This is a genomic window from Maribacter algae (genome assembly GCF_047345745.1).
GTDB lineage: Bacteria > Bacteroidota > Bacteroidia > Flavobacteriales > Flavobacteriaceae > Maribacter.
On the sequence record NZ_JBLFES010000004.1, the window covers coordinates 86,906 to 102,273 of the forward strand.

Here is a 15,368-nt window from a genome sequence, read left to right on the forward strand (position 1 = left end):
TTTTGGAAGATGGGTCAACCGAACGTGCTATCGTTTTTCGCCTTTCTTGCTGCTTCCTGTTTAGAGGTAACTTCACTTTCTACGACTACTGCCTGTATCGGTTGGTCGTTCTCTTGGTTCAGACTTTGTAGGATTTGATTTTCTGGGCTTTGTCCCACAAGGTTGAACGATGGGGCTTGTGGTTGCGCTCCACCTGCTCCGTCCCTTTGTAGACCTCCGCCACCTCCACCAAGTTTTCCGATAGCCTTAGCTGCACCTGCGACCGATGAAGCGATTCCCAATCCAGCTGCAATCGTATTTATGATATTAAAGGGTGCGCCCCCTGTCAATGGAAAGGCTGCTGCTGCCTTGGCATTGGCAACGGCCGTATTTGCAATAATCTTTGCGACCGATGCGACCTGTTCCACAACGATACCAGCAATGGCAATACCTTTGTTTTCCTCTCCGAGTTGTTGTAATAGGCTTCCGAACTGGATAGCTAAATTTGCTTGTGCATTAAAGATTTGTGCCTTAGCTTCCTTCTCTGCCAATGCATTCGCCAAACGTTCTTCGGACTGTTCTTTTTCCAGTTGTGTCTGTAGTTCGTCGTAATACCTTCTTACCTCTAATTTCTGCTGCTCATTGGCGTTCAAGGCTTCAAGTTCCGCAAGCTTTCTTTCTTCCTCCAAATCATTTTTGGCCTGTTCGTCCTCCGCCTGTAGGTCTTCCAATTTCTGTTTGAACTCATCCCGTATCGATTGGATTGATTCCAGTCTTTTCAGTTCAAGTTCTTTTTCCTTTTCGATTTGGGCTTCCTTAGCTGCCAGTTCGGCATCTCTTATGGCCTGTTCTTCCTTCCTCGCTCCCACTATTTCGGCTGTAAGGCTCTTTTTGAGTTTTAAAGACCTTGTTTCCAACTCGATTACTTTGGCTCGTGCCGATGCTTCCGCATCCAAGTCCTCTTTACTGGATTTGGATAAGCTGTTTTCAAGTATAATGGCATCCCTTCTAAGCTTTGCAGCCTGAATTTCTTTGGCGGTAATAGCCTGTTCTATTTCACTCGCCTTTGTTAGAAACCCTATTCTTTCCTCGGCATTGAATTTGTCCTTTTGGGCTGCTTTCTCCCTGAACTCCGCAACATCCCTATCGGCTATGGCTCTTTGAACCAATAAGGCACGTTCCTTTTTATCTGCCAGTGCCCTTTGGTCTGCTATTTTAGAAGCTTCTTCCGCATCTTTTTTTACCTCTGCTGCGAATTCCTTTACTTTATCGATTGCACTATTGTAACCGTCTACAATTTCTTGGTTACGGGCTTTGATAACGTCCGTGGCCGCTTCGACTTCCTTCTGCACGTCTTCCAGTTGCTTGGAAAGTTCTTCGGCTTCCTCGGCATCTCCTGTAAAATCGTTCCATGCAACACGCATTTTGAGGATTCCAGATTCTACCCCACCAGAAAGAATAGTCCACGCACTCCCGAACCTATCGATTACCTGACCCTTTACGAATTCGTATCCGCTTTTTAGGTTATCGGTAAAGCTGTTCCAAGATTTTTTTGGATTCTCGAATGCTTCTATGACCGTTTCCCCGAAATCGGAAAGCACGTCCATAAGATTACCGACCACCGAACCGATTACCCCTAGTATTTTCTGGAACTTGTTTTGTCCTTCCTCGCTTGATTTAAAGGCAGCTGTAACCGCTGCAATCGTTACTACAAGTAAACCGATACCAGATGCTGCGATAGCCGTACCAATGCCCTTAAAACCAGTTGCCACACCTCCCAAAGTCCCTTTCAGTCCCTTGAACTTTGTTAGCAGTCCGCCCGTAAGTCTATCCAGTGTATCCGTAAGACCAGAAAAAGACCCTTTGATGTCCTTTGCTTCTGAATTGACGGTATTACCTAGTTTTTCAACATTTTTTTGGGCTTTCGCTGTATCGGCATCGATTTGTATTACCTTCTTTATCGCCATTGGTTAAGTTTTATATAGGTCTGGGGCTTTTAATCTCCTTTTGGCCTGTTTTAGGACATCGGAAAAAGTTTCGGGAAGCTTGTTCGCTCCCTTTGCTATTTCTATTTCTTTTGAAATACCGTAAAACTTATCCTTAGAAAGGATTTTCAAGATTGTACCTATCATTTTAGATTTGGGGTTTAATAGATGTCGTTCAGTAGCTTGAAATTGACCTGCTGGGTACTGATATTGGTCTGCATATCGTTAATCAGATACCTGACACCATCTATTATTAGTTTATCGTTCAGTTTAAGGTTTGTTATAAGGTATACAGGTAGCTTAGCCTTATATTCAAACATTCTGGACTGTTCGGAAAAAGTGTCCGTTATATAGTTCTGGTAGTATTTACTGAAAAGACTGTTCGAGTTTAAGACATTGGTATGTTCGTCCACTTCCTCGCCAAAATTGGTAGAGTCCGTTCCGTCAAAATGTGAGGGCATGGAAACAGTCGTACTTACTTGTTGATTGTTCCCAGTATCGTTTATATAACTGATTGGGTTGGTGGTCACATTGACCATTTTATTGTAGAAAATGTGAGCCTTTGGGGTATTGGGTTCTAACTTGTCGTCCAAGGTAAGTCCGTAAACGATATTAGTATCCGTTAGGTTCTCATAAACGAACTGTTCGAATTTTGGGTCGATGGTATATTTACCCCCGTCCAACTTAGTACCTTCCGAATCCTTTAATTCTGCCTGTAAATCACCATAACCCCGTCCGAACAGGCTTTCATATTGTAGGTTTAAAATTGTCGTTGGTTCTAGGAAAGTAAAGTCTATTTCACTGAACAGCTTTGAGGTCTTAACCGTATGCTCCGACCTGTCTACATATTTTGAAATGTCATAGGTAATACCTTCGTTGTACCAGCTATCGAGATTCTTTACTTCAAATGATGTCGATGATAATGGAAGTATGGTCAAATTATACATCTTGATAAGTGACGAAATAAAATCACCTATCTTCATTTCGGGTATAAAATCGACTATCTCAAAGGTTAGGGCATCAATCGAAAAATTATATTTTTCGGTAAATAATACCGTGTCCTCCGATAGTTCCTTTATTCTTAATAATACTTCGTCCACTTGTTTGGCAGCGGATGTAACCAACCTTACATAAATATTGCTACCGATGTTTACACCAGCCCCAAAATCATGTGCGAAAAATGTTTCGTTTATGCCGTCGTGGGTTTCTTCGTATACTACTTCGTCGTTGTTCATCAATTGAACCTGAACTGGTACACCATCCGATGAATTGACCCTGACATCCGACACCCTTATTTTTTCGCTCCCCGACTCCGTAGGGCTATAAAAACCAGTTTCATTGTTATATGAACCAATCGCTGGTTGTGCAAATAATACTTCGTCGTAATTCTTAACGGTGCTATCCTGTTCCAATACCTTTCCCGTATCCTTTCTGTCAAGCCAGATATATAGGTCGTCGAACGGGGTCGTTCCTAGAAAATCCCTACTGAACGTAATCCCGTAATTATCTTCGATTGCTTCGATAACTCGCATAAGCCGAATGGCTGGACGTAGGTTCTTCCAGAAAATTCCATGGGTTTCCGTACTGTTATTGAAAGCTATATTGGTCAGTCTTTCCGTATTGGTGAAGTCTGCATTGTCATCATTATAGTACCACTGCTTTTGAGTACTGATTAGTGGGAAAATGATTTGACCTGGTATTGTCATTCTATTGAATACGGTTGCCGAACTATATGTAAAATCATAGTCCGTAAAATCCAAGTCCTGTAAAGTGTCCTCCCCGAATAGGGTATTTAGGTTAGTTAGATTACTAAAGAACCTTATGCTGTAGTTATCTGGTCTGTTGTCTTTAAGCTTTACACTTTCAAGGCGTATATTTCCATCCTTAAAAGGTTGTTTGGATAGTTCTACATAACTCGGTTTCTTAACCCTTGCATCGAATCCACCAGTAATAGAAGCATTGTAATAATGCTTGAAAATCCTATTATTTTTCTTGCTGGCTGGTACTGTAAACGACTGGCTGTAATCGCTGAAAATCTTGGAAATATCATTTACATTCTGAACGCTGGAATTTATAACGATGTTCTCGTTATCATAAAGGTCTAACCTTTCCCCCTCGATATATATGTCCAGATTTTTGTTCATTAGATATTGTTGATTGCATCGAATGAGTAATCAAAAGTCATTTCATAGGAAATAAGCTTATCGACTATTCTAGTTTTGTATTGATATGTTTTGGTCTGGACGTTGACGGGTATATAAGTCCCGTCTTTTTGAAGGATGTATACATACTCCGATAACAGTAATTGTCTTATCGTTTCGTTATAGGATTCTGGCAGAAAATCGGAAGTAAGTTTTATTTGTTCCCTACCATTTTTATTGAAATCCTGAAAGCTATGTTTTGTAGTATCAAAGCTTCCGTTTGAAACAAAATTGGCCTTGAAATTCTCGGATGAAGTTTTAATACTTTCCTTGCTTACCTTGGAAAAGGTCATCAATTCGAATACCCCGAACTTATTTCGGAATACAATGTCGTAAGGTTGGTATTTACATTCGTCCTGTATTTCCAGACTGATTGCCCGTCCAGCTGTTTCTATTAAGATTGTACCTGAAAATTCGTTACAGTTCAACCATAGGTATTTGACCTTTGTTTTAACCGTGCTGCTTTCGGTCAATGTATAATCAGTCCCATCTACAGTAACAGTAGAAAGCGTACCATCGTTATAAATCGGGATAGCGAAATACCCCTGTTTGTTTACAACATAATAATCGTTGGACAATAGAATTTTATCGGCTGGCAGTTGTGGGTTTATTCCTTCCAAGAAATAACCGTACCCGTCCAATACGTCAACATTGGTAACTGACTGGTCAATACCTCCGCCCGAATAGGTAAGACTATAATTAACGCTTAGTACATTCTTATCATTTGAATCTAAAAGTGCCGTGGTAGGGCTAAAAATAGGGTCTGGTTCAAAAAAATCCCTTATAAGGTTGCTTACTTCAAAATCCAAGTTTGTTGTACTGGCACTAGGTTTATTTTTTACAATAGTATAATCTGGATTTGAAAGACTACTGGACTCCACCGAATCGATAACCTTTAGGTTTAAGGTTACGGAGGTTGTACCAGAAACCAATGGGGCTGTTATGTAATAAGGGCTTTTAGTTAGTATCATTGTCTTTTAGTGTTGCTTTCAGAAAGTTTTCCATATCAAGGGCAAAGGCTTCCATTACCGTATCTGGTAATTGCTTGAAATGTTTTTCAAAAGGTTTGGTGAAAAACAAACTGGGTTTGATTCCCTCAAAAAATATCTTCCGACTGATTAAGAATTGAAGACTTCTACGGCTTATGAATTTTCCGTCCTTATCCCTTGGTGCAATTCCTTTTTTGACAATCCATTTATCAAGTGCCTTTAACGGTGGTCTGGCATCCCTGTAGCTGAAAGGACTGTTATTCCTTTTAACAAGAAATCCGTTTACCCCCTTATCCTGAAACTCCCCGTACTTTTCCATTTCAAAGGATAGCCCGAACGAATTATCGGATACGTTCAAATCGAATCCTATCGATTTTTCAAGTTTTCCGCTGGTGGACTTTCCCGAATCCTTCAAGTTCCTTTTGGATTCCTTCACGACCAGCCGTGCAAATTTTGAGAGTGCCTTTTTTGTCTCCGTAGGAATCAACATATCGCTATTTCAGTGTTAGGGATTTGAATTACAAAACTCATAGCGAAGCCGTCAAGGGTATTTGTACGGCTTTCGTAAAAAGGTTCGCACGTTGGATTGTCCCCTATTGAAAAATCATCTTCCAGAACAGCTATTGACTTGAACAACCTGTTACAGATTGCCAGCATTGAATTCAAATTGTCTATTGCATTATGATTGCCGTTAAATTTGTCCGTTCTGGGTACGTTGCTGGTGTCCCTTATGTCCATGGCAAAGACCGTAAGGTTAAAATCTATGGTTTTCGCCCCGATGACCGCTGTACCCGTTTGAATGTGAGCCAATGGAAATAGATTTTGCTTATCCAAATCGATTTCGGTTATATCACCTTGCGTAACTGTATTTACTAAGGGGTCGGCTTCCAGTTTTTCACGTATTAGCTTTAAGATTTGGTAGTAGGTTCTCATTTCTTGATTAATTTGGCTTCGGTCTCCGCTTTATCCTTTAGAAAAACTAGATGGTATAAGGCAGTAGAAAGTTTTGATTGAGTGATTTGGTCAATATTTGTGAAATCGTGTCCAGCGAGTTCTGAAATTGAAGCGTACCAGCCCCAGCGTTGTCCGAAATTTTGGCTAATTCCTGCTGTATCTTGGGAGTTTGAAGTGCTTTTGACCCATAATTCTTCGTATGACTCAATAATTTGTTCCCTAAATGCCAAAAAAAAAGCTGTGAGCCTATCACTATGTCCAGCGGTAAATCGCTAAATGCTTCGTTTTTCTCGGCTTTATAGGGTTTTATTCGATATTTTTTACCCTTTTTCTTCTTAATTGGACGGTATAAAATGCTCATTAACATTACCATTTCGTCCCAGTTGCCCGTCAAATTGTCCAAATCCACGAACTCACCGAAGGAAATGGCATCAAAATCAGGGATAAAGCCGTATTCTATGCCCTTTAAGGTGAATCTTTTAGTTAATTCAGGGGTTTCTTCCAACATCTTTTTTAGAATCCCGATAATCTCATCGAAATCCTTCTTTTGCATCTTTTCGACATCCAGCAAAGGGACGTTACAGAATATCTGTATCATCTTTTTTTGGATGAATACTTCATCTTCGTTAATCTGGGCTACATTCAGAAACCTTTGGTACTGATTAAGTGTTAAATCGCTTAAAGTTTCAGGTATATAGATAGTTTGCTTCATATCCTAAAGAGTTTTTAGGACGATTTTTGGAAGAAAATTATCTTAGGTGATATTGGCCATAGAACGGGTTAAGTTCAAAGAACATTCTTAACATAATGGCATCCGAATAATCTGGGGAACGCCCGATTTTCTTTTTAATGGCTTCCTTTCCCACGATTTTTAGTTTTGATACGTCTGGGGCAGCTGGTTCTTTTACCTGTTCCAATTCTTCTATTAATAACTTCTGGATTGAGTGGGGCAATAAGACATTTAACAAATTGGCGTTAATCATCTCTGCCAACTTGTAGTAGCATTGGTCTTTAAGACTGGCAAAATTCTGTACCTCTCCTTTTACCTTGATTGGTTTGGAGTTATTGACGAACCCACGACATCCGACCATATCGATTACACCAGCACCAATACCGTTTTCGTCCAGTAAAATGTTCTGTAGGTTTATATTGTGCTTTGCCTTTAATAGTTGAACCTGTACCGCTACATCGGTCAGAGAAGATTTATCGATAATATGCCAGCCGATTACCTTTAAGCCCGACCAGACCAAAAGAACCGTTTTATCCGCTCCGAATCTGGCTATGTCCCCAGTCAGGTATTTGATACCTTCCGTAACTGAATTTAAAGGCAGTTTAATTAAGCTTTCGTTCTGGATAAGGTTTCTTTCATCGTTTCCGCCCTCCGCCAAATACAATGCCCTGAACTGGTTTTCTGGCAAATCCTTTTTAGCCTGTTCAATTTCCTTTTTTGAAAGGATTCCAGCTTTAACGGCATCATAGGCCGTTACCTTGATGAAATGGTATTCTGGGTCTGATTTAGCTTTCTCCGCCAATCTGGTAACCCAGTTCTGACTACCCCCAAAGTTCCCTATCAATATAGCCTTACCGTTAGTAGCGGTCAATGTAGAACGTAAAGCGTACCAAGCATCTTCGTTACATCGTCCAGCTTCGTCCAAAACCACGAAAACAACATCGTCCCCAAATAAATTATCTGAATCCGATGCTGTCTTAAAATGTATTTCCGCTCCGTTAGGGCATTCGATTACAAGGTCTGTATTATTGAACTTATATATGCCCGACCTAATCAAATCTCGCTTTAATCGTTTGTAGGCTATTTTGGTCTGGGCGTATGTCGGTGCGACCCACCAAAAATTGTCCCCTTCTCGAATCTGGGGCTGGTGGGCTGCTTCAAAAATTCCAAAAAGTGCTGAATAGGTCTTACCTACTTTGGTAGAACAAGTGGCAATTGTGAACCTTGCTCCGTTGTATAATATTTCTTCTTGATAGGTAGTTAATTCAGGTTTATCTATCTGAATCTCCACCGAACTTGATTTTTATCTTTTCCTCCGTTTTAACTTCTTGCTTGTCCGTAAGACCTAATTTCCTTGCTGTCAAACTGTGATTAAAGACCCCAGCCATACCGCCAGTAAATTGGTCGTCGAATGTCGAATCATCGATATATTGGTTGACCTCTACGAAATCTTCGAATCGACCATCTCTATTAAAAAGAATATCCGTACCGCTTCCTGTAATCCCTTCACGCCTTAGATAAAGTATGAAGCCAGTCTTTGTCAATGGAATTTCCATTTCAAGATTTATTACTGAATCGGTTTTGGTATTGGGAACTTGTTTGATTTTGGGATTTTGTTTAGCCCAAATCTTGTAGTCCTCGAATGCCTGTAGCAATTCATCTGGGGTAATACCCTTTTCAGAACCTAGCCACCTGCCAGTTTTCTCGTCCCTTTTTGGTTTCGTTGTTTTATTGATTTTCATAAGTAGGTTGATTTGGGTTATTATTGGTAAGTGTCCGCCACTTTGTCCAACATGGTTATGTACTTTTTCCACAATGAGACATTACACTGTTTGCAGCCGTCACCAGAAACGGACATATTCAAAATCGAACGTAGGTACATTATGATTTTGGTCTGGTTCTCCTTTGTGATTTGATTGGATTCCTTTATCTCTTTTGATGTTGCCGTCCAGTCCTCGTAGCTGTTCTTATCAAAACAATTGGGCTTGTTCCTAGGGTAGAGTTTGTTAAGCTTTTGCTTTCTTTCGTCACATCCGCAATCCTTTCCGTCTGGTGTGAAAAGTTCCACTATTTTGGAAATCCCAGTGGCCTTTAAGACTTTCTCTACGTCGTCCCCCAATCCTTCACTAGGCTTATCGATTTCCTTTGGCTTGTAATTGCTGTTCAGACCTCCTACGGTGCTGTAGTACTGTTGACCAGATTTGTAGATGCCGTCCGATATGATTTCAACTTCGGAAACTTTAAAGGTCTCCTTAATACTGTCTATGTTCTTTTGGTCGTTAGTTGGTGGTTTGGGCATTTTGTAAATTTTTTAATTTTTCTTTTTTCAATCTATCTTCCTCGATGATTTCATTTAACCTTTTGAGTCCCCTGTTTTTGTAAACCCTCAATCTATCCCTACAGACCCCCGTATCCTTTTGTATCTGTCTTTGTGTTTTTTCTTGATGCTGTAACAATACCTCCCTGTCTAGGTATGGGACTTGGTTGAGGAACTTTTTAAAAGTTTCCAGCTTTTGGTTCTTATTATCATCGCTTTCAAATTCGAATCCTTCCAGTTCCTCCGCATATAGCGTTGTACTTATTTTTTTGTTCCCTTTAAAAATCATGTTCCTGACTATGATATATGCATAGTCCAAGGGCTTTTTAATCGGTTTCAAGTCCGTTCGGGCTAATCGTTCTGCCATTAACAGATACATTTCGGAAACTGCATCCTGTGATTTGTGGAGGTTTTTTTTAGTTAGGGACATTGCCAATTCCATAAAATCATCATGGTTTAGGCTAAGTTCCGTTAGGACTTCATTCATTGTAAAGAGTATTTTGGATGGTTTTTGGAAGATTATAAGTATAAGGGCTAGGCTTTTAGGTGTAGGCACTACCTAGCCCTATGAACAAGAAAGAAAAGTCTGTTATTGTAGCCCTGCGAATTTCAGAAGTTCATTTATTTCAACGGAATCCTTGAATCTGTAAGCTCTAGTTTCTGGTACTTCCTGACCGTTTAGGAAAACTGCGGAATAACCGTTGTCAAGTACCTCTAAAGATGCGCCCCTGATGGCTTTTATGGCTTTCAGGAAATCAAAAAACTCGTCTTGCAGGGTAAGAAAATTATATAGATGTTGAGGGTCGAAAAAGGATTCGAGTTCATCGATTTTTGATGTGTAATCCCTTTCAATTTCTAGGTTGTTCGGTGGGTTCTCGGTCATTTAAGTAGGTTAAGTTTTGGTCTGGGTTCTAAAATTTCAATACTCTTTTTTTGCGGTGTCGTTTTCGCTTCGACGGCTCTATTTTTAAAACATATTTCTTGTATAGTTTAGTAATACTCCGACCGTATTGCTTACCATTTTTAAGGAGCGTGATAGAACCTTCGATTTTGCTTGCTATTGGTCTGGGTGCTTGTGGTATAGTAGTTTGGTATTCATCCAATAGACTACCGTCTTCGTCAAAAAGTTGGTGCGTATTTACCTTTATACAGGCTCTACGGCGAACAATCTTTGTATCTGAAATCTCGTATTGGGGAAATTCATCTATGGTATTCCATGTTTCGGTCTTTTTATTCATTTATCAAGTTTAAAAGATGGTCTATTCTGCCATCAATCTCGCCTATTCGGTTACTGGCCTCGAAATTGTTGAAATTGAGGGTTGCCGACTGGTGTTGAATATCACTGAACTTTGCCCGCCCTTCAATCAGTTCGGAAATGAGCCGTTCAATTAAATCATTTTTCAAATTGGTTGGTTTTTATTAGGTTAATCTTTTCAATGTTGGCATGTTCTTTTTTACCGCTCCCATAGGTACGCCCGTTATTTCATGTAGTTGCTTTTCGGTCATGCCAGTTACATAATTTTCTTTAAGGATTTGATACCGCTCTACGTTGGTTATTTTAATTTGAACGTTGCCAACTTTTTTCTTTTTTCGGTCGGGAGTTCGCTTAACGTTCCAAACTTCTTTTTTGCCGTCCGCTTTCCTTTGGGCTATCTTACTCTTTCTGTTCATTATTCTAAATTTTTACGCTGCTTTTAAACTTTCCGGGTTTACAACATAACCGCTTTGGTCAAACGGTGCGAAAAATTCAAACTCTTTGCTTTTTGCAGCCGTCTTTTTCTTTAAATGTTCTTTGATGGGCTGTAAGTATTTGCCATAACTTTTTACTGTGTCAAGACTTTTGCCCGACGCATCCGCTAGGTCTTTGTATGTTGGTAGACCTTTGTCCAAATCCCATGATCTCATTAATATTTTGAGTTCGTTTAGGGTCTTGTTTTCTTTGGGGGTACGGCATTTTTTAATTGCTTCTTTCTTTTTCTCTTTAAGTTCTGGGCTATAGTCTTTAATAGTACGAATTGAAAATCCTGAAATCTGGGCTATTTTTTGATTTGTGGGTTTTCCATAATTTGGCATCCAATTTTCCAATGTCTTTTTGAGTTTGTCGATAGTGGTGCGCTTTCTCACCAATCCAGTACATTTCCCTACGTATTTTTTTCTTTCCGTTTCCGATAATTCAGGGTTGACCAGAAACGATTTTTCAAGATTTGGTAAAAGCGGTAGACCACCTTCATTCTGTAGATATAAAATTTCATCGGCCATCCCATGGATTTGGGTAGGTAGGATGCTATTGTATGTTTTACTATTAAGGATTTTCAGCAGATCGAGATAAACGCCTTTATCTGCGTTTGGATTGAGATAAGCGAAATTGCAAATCAATCCCATTATTATCATGTAAGCACCACTTTCGTTATGGTTATTATACTCATTGTTGGAATTGGGGAGTATAAATTTGGGTACATAAAACTTGTGAAATAATCTAGGTTCATCAAAAATTAGGTAAGGTTGCCCGTCAAAATCAACGGTGTCGGTATCATCCATTCTGAACCGTGAAAAATCGAAAAATGTATTTGATGCTGCCATGCGTTACTATTGTAGCACCGCTTTGGCATTTTGGAAGAAAGACTATCTTTGTAATCACCACAATCAAAAGATTTAATCTTTAGTCCCTGCCTTTACGGTGGGGTTTTTTCTGCTTAGGTGCGAGTTTTATACACCTAATATATTAATTATCAATACTTTACAAATATACTTCAAATATTTTTATTTTTAAAATCTGTCATTTTTATCGCAAGTGGTATATTTTTTCAGGTCTTACACTCGAAAACTACACTCGCCCAGAATTTTCCAAAAAAAGTGTAACAAAAAGGGGGTAAAAAGTACATTTCGCTAACATTTAATATATAATGTCTTGCATAATGTACTTTTTTGGGGGTTTTTATTACACTTTTTAAAAATTCCTTGTTTTTACACGACAAACCATTATCAACTTTATTTGGCTTACCGCTTAAACCATTTACCTCGGCTTTAGCCTCGGCGAATTGTGCAATTGTTTGTCGGTATACGAGCGAAGCGAGAATACCTGGTTATATTTGTTTACTACCAGTCCTGATCGCTGCGCTCCCACTTAAAACCATAGCAACTCAAATAATACTAGGTTCTACCAATACAAGATATTCAGAAACACGGTTATCGGAGTTTTGACCAACATGCGAGCAACCATCTTATCGCTTAGCAACTCCAATATCAGCTACTTGAATAGTTCTTTGAACAATTCATTTGCAAACGCATCGAAATCTCTAATACAACTCAATCTTGTTGCAGAGACGACCCCGAATAAATGTTTGACTATATTTATCCAAACCCCTCTATCATTAATGGAAATACGATAGTCTATGTTGTTCTCGTTAATCAAGTCCACTACCAACAAATCGCATTTCTCTATTATCTGCTGATATAAATAGGCTTGTCTTTCCCTAAAATCAATTACATATTCGGGTGGGTTTGAACGTAGTTCCTCTTTTTGGGATTCTGTAAATTCCTCCAATCTTTTAGAATGAAGATTTAAAAAATTTTCCATCGGAAATCCGTGTGATTTTTCCATAATTCGATTTTGAAATTGCCTCCGCTTATTCCCGTGGAAGGTGTAACGGGATATTTTGTTAAGATTTAGACTACAAAGCTAGTGCGCCCTTTTCATTCCCAAAAGTGAATTTCAAAGTTTGTGACAACCTTGTGAGCCTATTGTTAAAAAGGGGTGCGAGTGTTTTACACTTATCTTAAATCCGTGTCAAATTCTTGTGTCGATCGCTGATGAAGGGTTAAAAAATAGTTAAGGACTTTGCAATTATTTTACGCACCAAACCTGTTACTTATTAACAATCTGATAATATTTTGGATATTTACCATAATTTTGGATTATATCCATTTTAAATTAATATGTACGAAAAATTTCCGTTGTCGTCCCAGCTCGTCCATGTTTGGTTGGAAGAAACCATAATTCACGATTTGGGCTACGTTATGGTGACCAATCATGGAGGGAAATACGCATGGGTGGACGAGGGTAGCTACAACGTAAAGCTTAACGGGCTTACAAGTGGCGTGAACAAATCCAAACAGGAAACTTTGGAGATTTTCAAAAAGCTTGTGGACAAGTACGGCAATTTCGAGCGCAACGGATATAAATACCACCGTATGAAAGAAGGTTGGCAAAGAAGAAAACTAGGTTATGACAAACAATTTGTACACACAAGAAAAACTTATTGAAACCCTATTGAAATTCAGATTGAAAAAGTACGGTTTCGATAAAATCAAGGTCGAATGCTACAACCGCTTTGATAAGGACACGACAATGTGCCGTCTGGAAGTTTTTAAAGGCGGTACAGGAATCAAAAACAGATTGATGAAGCATGAAGCCATATTGGATGAAAACTTCGTTAAGGAAGCTGAAAACAGGTTAAAAGCTATTGAGTATATTTGATTATGCTTTCTGGTACTGACTATTTATGGGCTTTGGGTTTTATGACATTGGGTCTGATTGAAACCTATTGGAACAGAACTGCATTCGAGGAAGAAAAAGATACTTGGAAATCTTTGTATAAGGTAAGGTTTGTTTTTGGAGTGATATTGGCACTTGGAAGCATTTTGGTAATTCTGGCAAATCTATTAATGTTGGTTTAGTAAATGGACTTTGAAAACTGGACTTGGTACGAAATTGTAGGGGGCGTTATCGCATTTGTCCTAATCTGGATAGTGGGCAACTGGCTTAATGGAAAAGCATACAGGAACAGGTGGGGGAAATAGTCAGTTTATATCAATATCACCAGCGTACTTATCCAATATAATACCAGTTTTAAAATGTGCCTTATCCAGTATCTTGTCCGTTATAGGGTCTAACCTTACCTCCACGAAGAAATCGAACAAAGCATAGAGATTGCATTTATACTTATCATCCAAACGATGGGTAATATAATCGCCCTTGTTCCAAAGTACGTTCCATTGTTCCGTATCCTCCAATATCATGTAATCATATAGACCCATATACAAAAATGGGTAATTACATCACAATTAGCAATTAATGGTTGATAACTAATAATATCCCGACTTTGAAGGGGGTCATTTAAAAATTAATTTTGTGATATGAACATAGCTGAATATCCATGGGCTAAAATTTTTATTATACTAATCGGTGTGTCTATAACAGTTATAGAGGTCTGGGAGTATAAACGGAGAAAAAAAAAGAAAAAATGGGAGAAAATAAAAAAACCTATAATAATCGGCTTGTCTATGATACTGCTGATATTATCGGTTTTTGACGAAGTGGATACTAGTAAGGAACAGAAGGAAGCGGAAAATATAGAAACCGAAAGAAGGAATCAGCAAATTATTCAGGACAGCATCAGAGCCTCCAGAATTATTACAGATTTGGGAAAGGCATTAAATAAAATCGATTCCTCGACCCAAAATCTGGGCAAAGTTGATAACTCTATAAATATCGTGAGGGACGTTGTGGACAATCAGGTCAAAACCCTAAGGTCTGTTGTATCAAAAACAAAGGAGGTTCAAAATAGTATTACTGGTGGAGATAGTTACGTTAAATTTTATCTAGTAAAAAGTTGGAGGGATAAAACCATCCACCTTTTTTGTGCGGTGGTTGGAAAATACCCGATGAGTTTAATTGATTTAAAATTCAGTTCATCATCATTTAAAAAAAGTATTGCAAATAAACCAATTCAACTAAAACCCTTATTGGAGGGGCACGGCACTTACGAGCGTTTTGAAATTAAAATGAGAAGTTTGGATTCAAATCTCGGTGTACTTGAGATTGCTACTTTTAAAGAAGAAGATTTCAAGGAGAATATTCAATTTAGTTTATGGGTATCCTCAATTAATGGACTAACACTACAAAAAACAGAATGGAAAAATCACAAAAAATATTTTTCAGCACCAAGAAAAAGTGGATTGACAAATTTAACCGATGACGTCGACTGGAGTGGTAAAGAGTTTGAATATACAACAAAAATAGATAGGGTAAAACCAGTTGACATAAAGAACACAGACCCAAGAAAATTTATTGATAAGTCAGCTGGCATATATTATTACAAAGAAACCTATACGGTTCAGCTAAAATATGGCGATGAATTTCACTTTATGGCTATGTAGATAACAATTCTATTCTAGGTGTACGTTTTACTACTTACAATAAATTTTTAACTT

General features: G+C 38.7%; 22 protein-coding genes. 4 read left to right on the top strand and 18 right to left on the bottom strand.

Annotated features, from left to right (window positions below; genetic code table 11):
- Nucleotides 1–14 precede the first annotated feature (14 nt).
- The 17 genes from ACKWBX_RS14945 to ACKWBX_RS15025 form a co-directional block, all read right to left on the bottom strand.
- Complete coding sequence (locus ACKWBX_RS14945) at nt 15–1,946, bottom strand: hypothetical protein (protein ID WP_413969524.1); 1,932 nt, start codon at nt 1,944–1,946, stop codon at nt 15–17.
- Between the two features lie 3 nt (nt 1,947–1,949).
- Nucleotides 1,950–2,111, bottom strand: coding sequence for a hypothetical protein (locus ACKWBX_RS14950; RefSeq protein WP_413969525.1), 162 nt, complete (start codon nt 2,109–2,111; stop codon nt 1,950–1,952).
- 14 nt (nt 2,112–2,125) lie between these two features.
- Nucleotides 2,126–4,108, bottom strand: coding sequence for a hypothetical protein (locus ACKWBX_RS14955; RefSeq protein ID WP_413969526.1), 1,983 nt, complete (start codon nt 4,106–4,108; stop codon nt 2,126–2,128).
- Nucleotides 4,108–5,136, bottom strand: a complete 1,029-nt coding sequence (locus ACKWBX_RS14960) for a hypothetical protein (RefSeq protein WP_413969527.1) — start codon at nt 5,134–5,136, stop codon at nt 4,108–4,110. The genes ACKWBX_RS14955 and ACKWBX_RS14960 overlap by 1 nt, the downstream gene beginning before the upstream one ends.
- Entirely contained in the window at nt 5,123–5,644 is a 522-nt protein-coding gene (locus tag ACKWBX_RS14965; RefSeq protein WP_413969528.1) for a hypothetical protein, read from the bottom strand. Before ACKWBX_RS14965 ends, ACKWBX_RS14960 begins: the two co-directional genes overlap by 14 nt.
- A complete protein-coding gene (locus ACKWBX_RS14970; RefSeq protein WP_413969529.1) occupies nt 5,638–6,087 on the bottom strand; it encodes a hypothetical protein in 450 nt (149 codons plus the stop codon). The genes ACKWBX_RS14965 and ACKWBX_RS14970 overlap by 7 nt, the downstream gene beginning before the upstream one ends.
- Before the next feature lie 46 nt (nt 6,088–6,133).
- Complete coding sequence (locus tag ACKWBX_RS14975) at nt 6,134–6,820, bottom strand: hypothetical protein (protein ID WP_413969530.1); 687 nt, start codon at nt 6,818–6,820, stop codon at nt 6,134–6,136.
- Between the two features lie 37 nt (nt 6,821–6,857).
- A complete protein-coding gene (locus ACKWBX_RS14980; protein ID WP_413969531.1) occupies nt 6,858–8,129 on the bottom strand; it encodes a terminase large subunit domain-containing protein in 1,272 nt (423 codons plus the stop codon).
- A complete protein-coding gene (locus ACKWBX_RS14985) occupies nt 8,110–8,580 on the bottom strand; it encodes a hypothetical protein (protein WP_413969532.1) in 471 nt (156 codons plus the stop codon). The genes ACKWBX_RS14980 and ACKWBX_RS14985 overlap by 20 nt, the downstream gene beginning before the upstream one ends.
- Nucleotides 8,581–8,600: 20 nt before the next feature.
- Nucleotides 8,601–9,137 carry a hypothetical protein gene (locus ACKWBX_RS14990; RefSeq protein ID WP_413969533.1) on the bottom strand — a complete coding sequence of 179 codons (537 nt, stop codon included), beginning with the start codon at nt 9,135–9,137 and terminating at the stop codon, nt 8,601–8,603.
- Nucleotides 9,118–9,642: a sigma-70 RNA polymerase sigma factor region 4 domain-containing protein gene (locus ACKWBX_RS14995; RefSeq protein ID WP_413969534.1), complete on the bottom strand. Its 525-nt coding sequence runs from the start codon at nt 9,640–9,642 to the stop codon at nt 9,118–9,120. The genes ACKWBX_RS14990 and ACKWBX_RS14995 overlap by 20 nt, the downstream gene beginning before the upstream one ends.
- A 102-nt stretch (nt 9,643–9,744) precedes the next feature.
- Nucleotides 9,745–10,038, bottom strand: coding sequence for a hypothetical protein (locus tag ACKWBX_RS15000; RefSeq protein WP_413969535.1), 294 nt, complete (start codon nt 10,036–10,038; stop codon nt 9,745–9,747).
- A 28-nt stretch (nt 10,039–10,066) separates the two neighbouring features.
- Nucleotides 10,067–10,393: a hypothetical protein gene (locus tag ACKWBX_RS15005; protein ID WP_413969536.1), complete on the bottom strand. Its 327-nt coding sequence runs from the start codon at nt 10,391–10,393 to the stop codon at nt 10,067–10,069.
- A complete protein-coding gene (locus ACKWBX_RS15010; RefSeq protein ID WP_413969537.1) occupies nt 10,386–10,559 on the bottom strand; it encodes a hypothetical protein in 174 nt (57 codons plus the stop codon). Before ACKWBX_RS15010 ends, ACKWBX_RS15005 begins: the two co-directional genes overlap by 8 nt.
- 15 nt (nt 10,560–10,574) lie before the next feature.
- On the bottom strand, nt 10,575–10,826 hold the full coding sequence (locus tag ACKWBX_RS15015; protein ID WP_413969538.1) for a hypothetical protein: 252 nt from the start codon (nt 10,824–10,826) through the stop codon (nt 10,575–10,577).
- Nucleotides 10,827–10,838: 12 nt separating this feature from the next.
- Nucleotides 10,839–11,735: a hypothetical protein gene (locus tag ACKWBX_RS15020; protein ID WP_413969539.1), complete on the bottom strand. Its 897-nt coding sequence runs from the start codon at nt 11,733–11,735 to the stop codon at nt 10,839–10,841.
- Between the two features lie 667 nt (nt 11,736–12,402).
- Nucleotides 12,403–12,756 carry a hypothetical protein gene (locus ACKWBX_RS15025; protein ID WP_413969540.1) on the bottom strand — a complete coding sequence of 118 codons (354 nt, stop codon included), beginning with the start codon at nt 12,754–12,756 and terminating at the stop codon, nt 12,403–12,405.
- A gap of 335 nt (nt 12,757–13,091) precedes the next feature.
- Here ACKWBX_RS15025 and ACKWBX_RS15030 point away from each other — a divergent pair, with 335 nt between their 5' ends.
- From ACKWBX_RS15030 to ACKWBX_RS15040, 3 genes are read left to right on the top strand one after another with little or no spacing between them, the layout of a single operon-like run.
- On the top strand, nt 13,092–13,418 hold the full coding sequence (locus ACKWBX_RS15030; RefSeq protein WP_413969541.1) for a hypothetical protein: 327 nt from the start codon (nt 13,092–13,094) through the stop codon (nt 13,416–13,418).
- Nucleotides 13,381–13,632 carry a hypothetical protein gene (locus ACKWBX_RS15035; RefSeq protein ID WP_413969542.1) on the top strand — a complete coding sequence of 84 codons (252 nt, stop codon included), beginning with the start codon at nt 13,381–13,383 and terminating at the stop codon, nt 13,630–13,632. The genes ACKWBX_RS15030 and ACKWBX_RS15035 overlap by 38 nt, the downstream gene beginning before the upstream one ends.
- Before the next feature lie 2 nt (nt 13,633–13,634).
- Nucleotides 13,635–13,832, top strand: a complete 198-nt coding sequence (locus ACKWBX_RS15040; RefSeq protein WP_413969543.1) for a hypothetical protein — start codon at nt 13,635–13,637, stop codon at nt 13,830–13,832.
- A gap of 123 nt (nt 13,833–13,955) precedes the next feature.
- Here the strand turns inward: ACKWBX_RS15040 and ACKWBX_RS15045 are convergent, their stop codons facing one another.
- Complete coding sequence (locus ACKWBX_RS15045) at nt 13,956–14,192, bottom strand: hypothetical protein (protein ID WP_413969544.1); 237 nt, start codon at nt 14,190–14,192, stop codon at nt 13,956–13,958.
- A 99-nt stretch (nt 14,193–14,291) separates the two neighbouring features.
- On the opposite strand from ACKWBX_RS15045, the gene ACKWBX_RS15050 reads away from it, so the two are divergent.
- A complete protein-coding gene (locus ACKWBX_RS15050; protein ID WP_413969545.1) occupies nt 14,292–15,314 on the top strand; it encodes a hypothetical protein in 1,023 nt (340 codons plus the stop codon).
- The last annotated feature ends 54 nt before the right edge of the window (nt 15,315–15,368 follow it).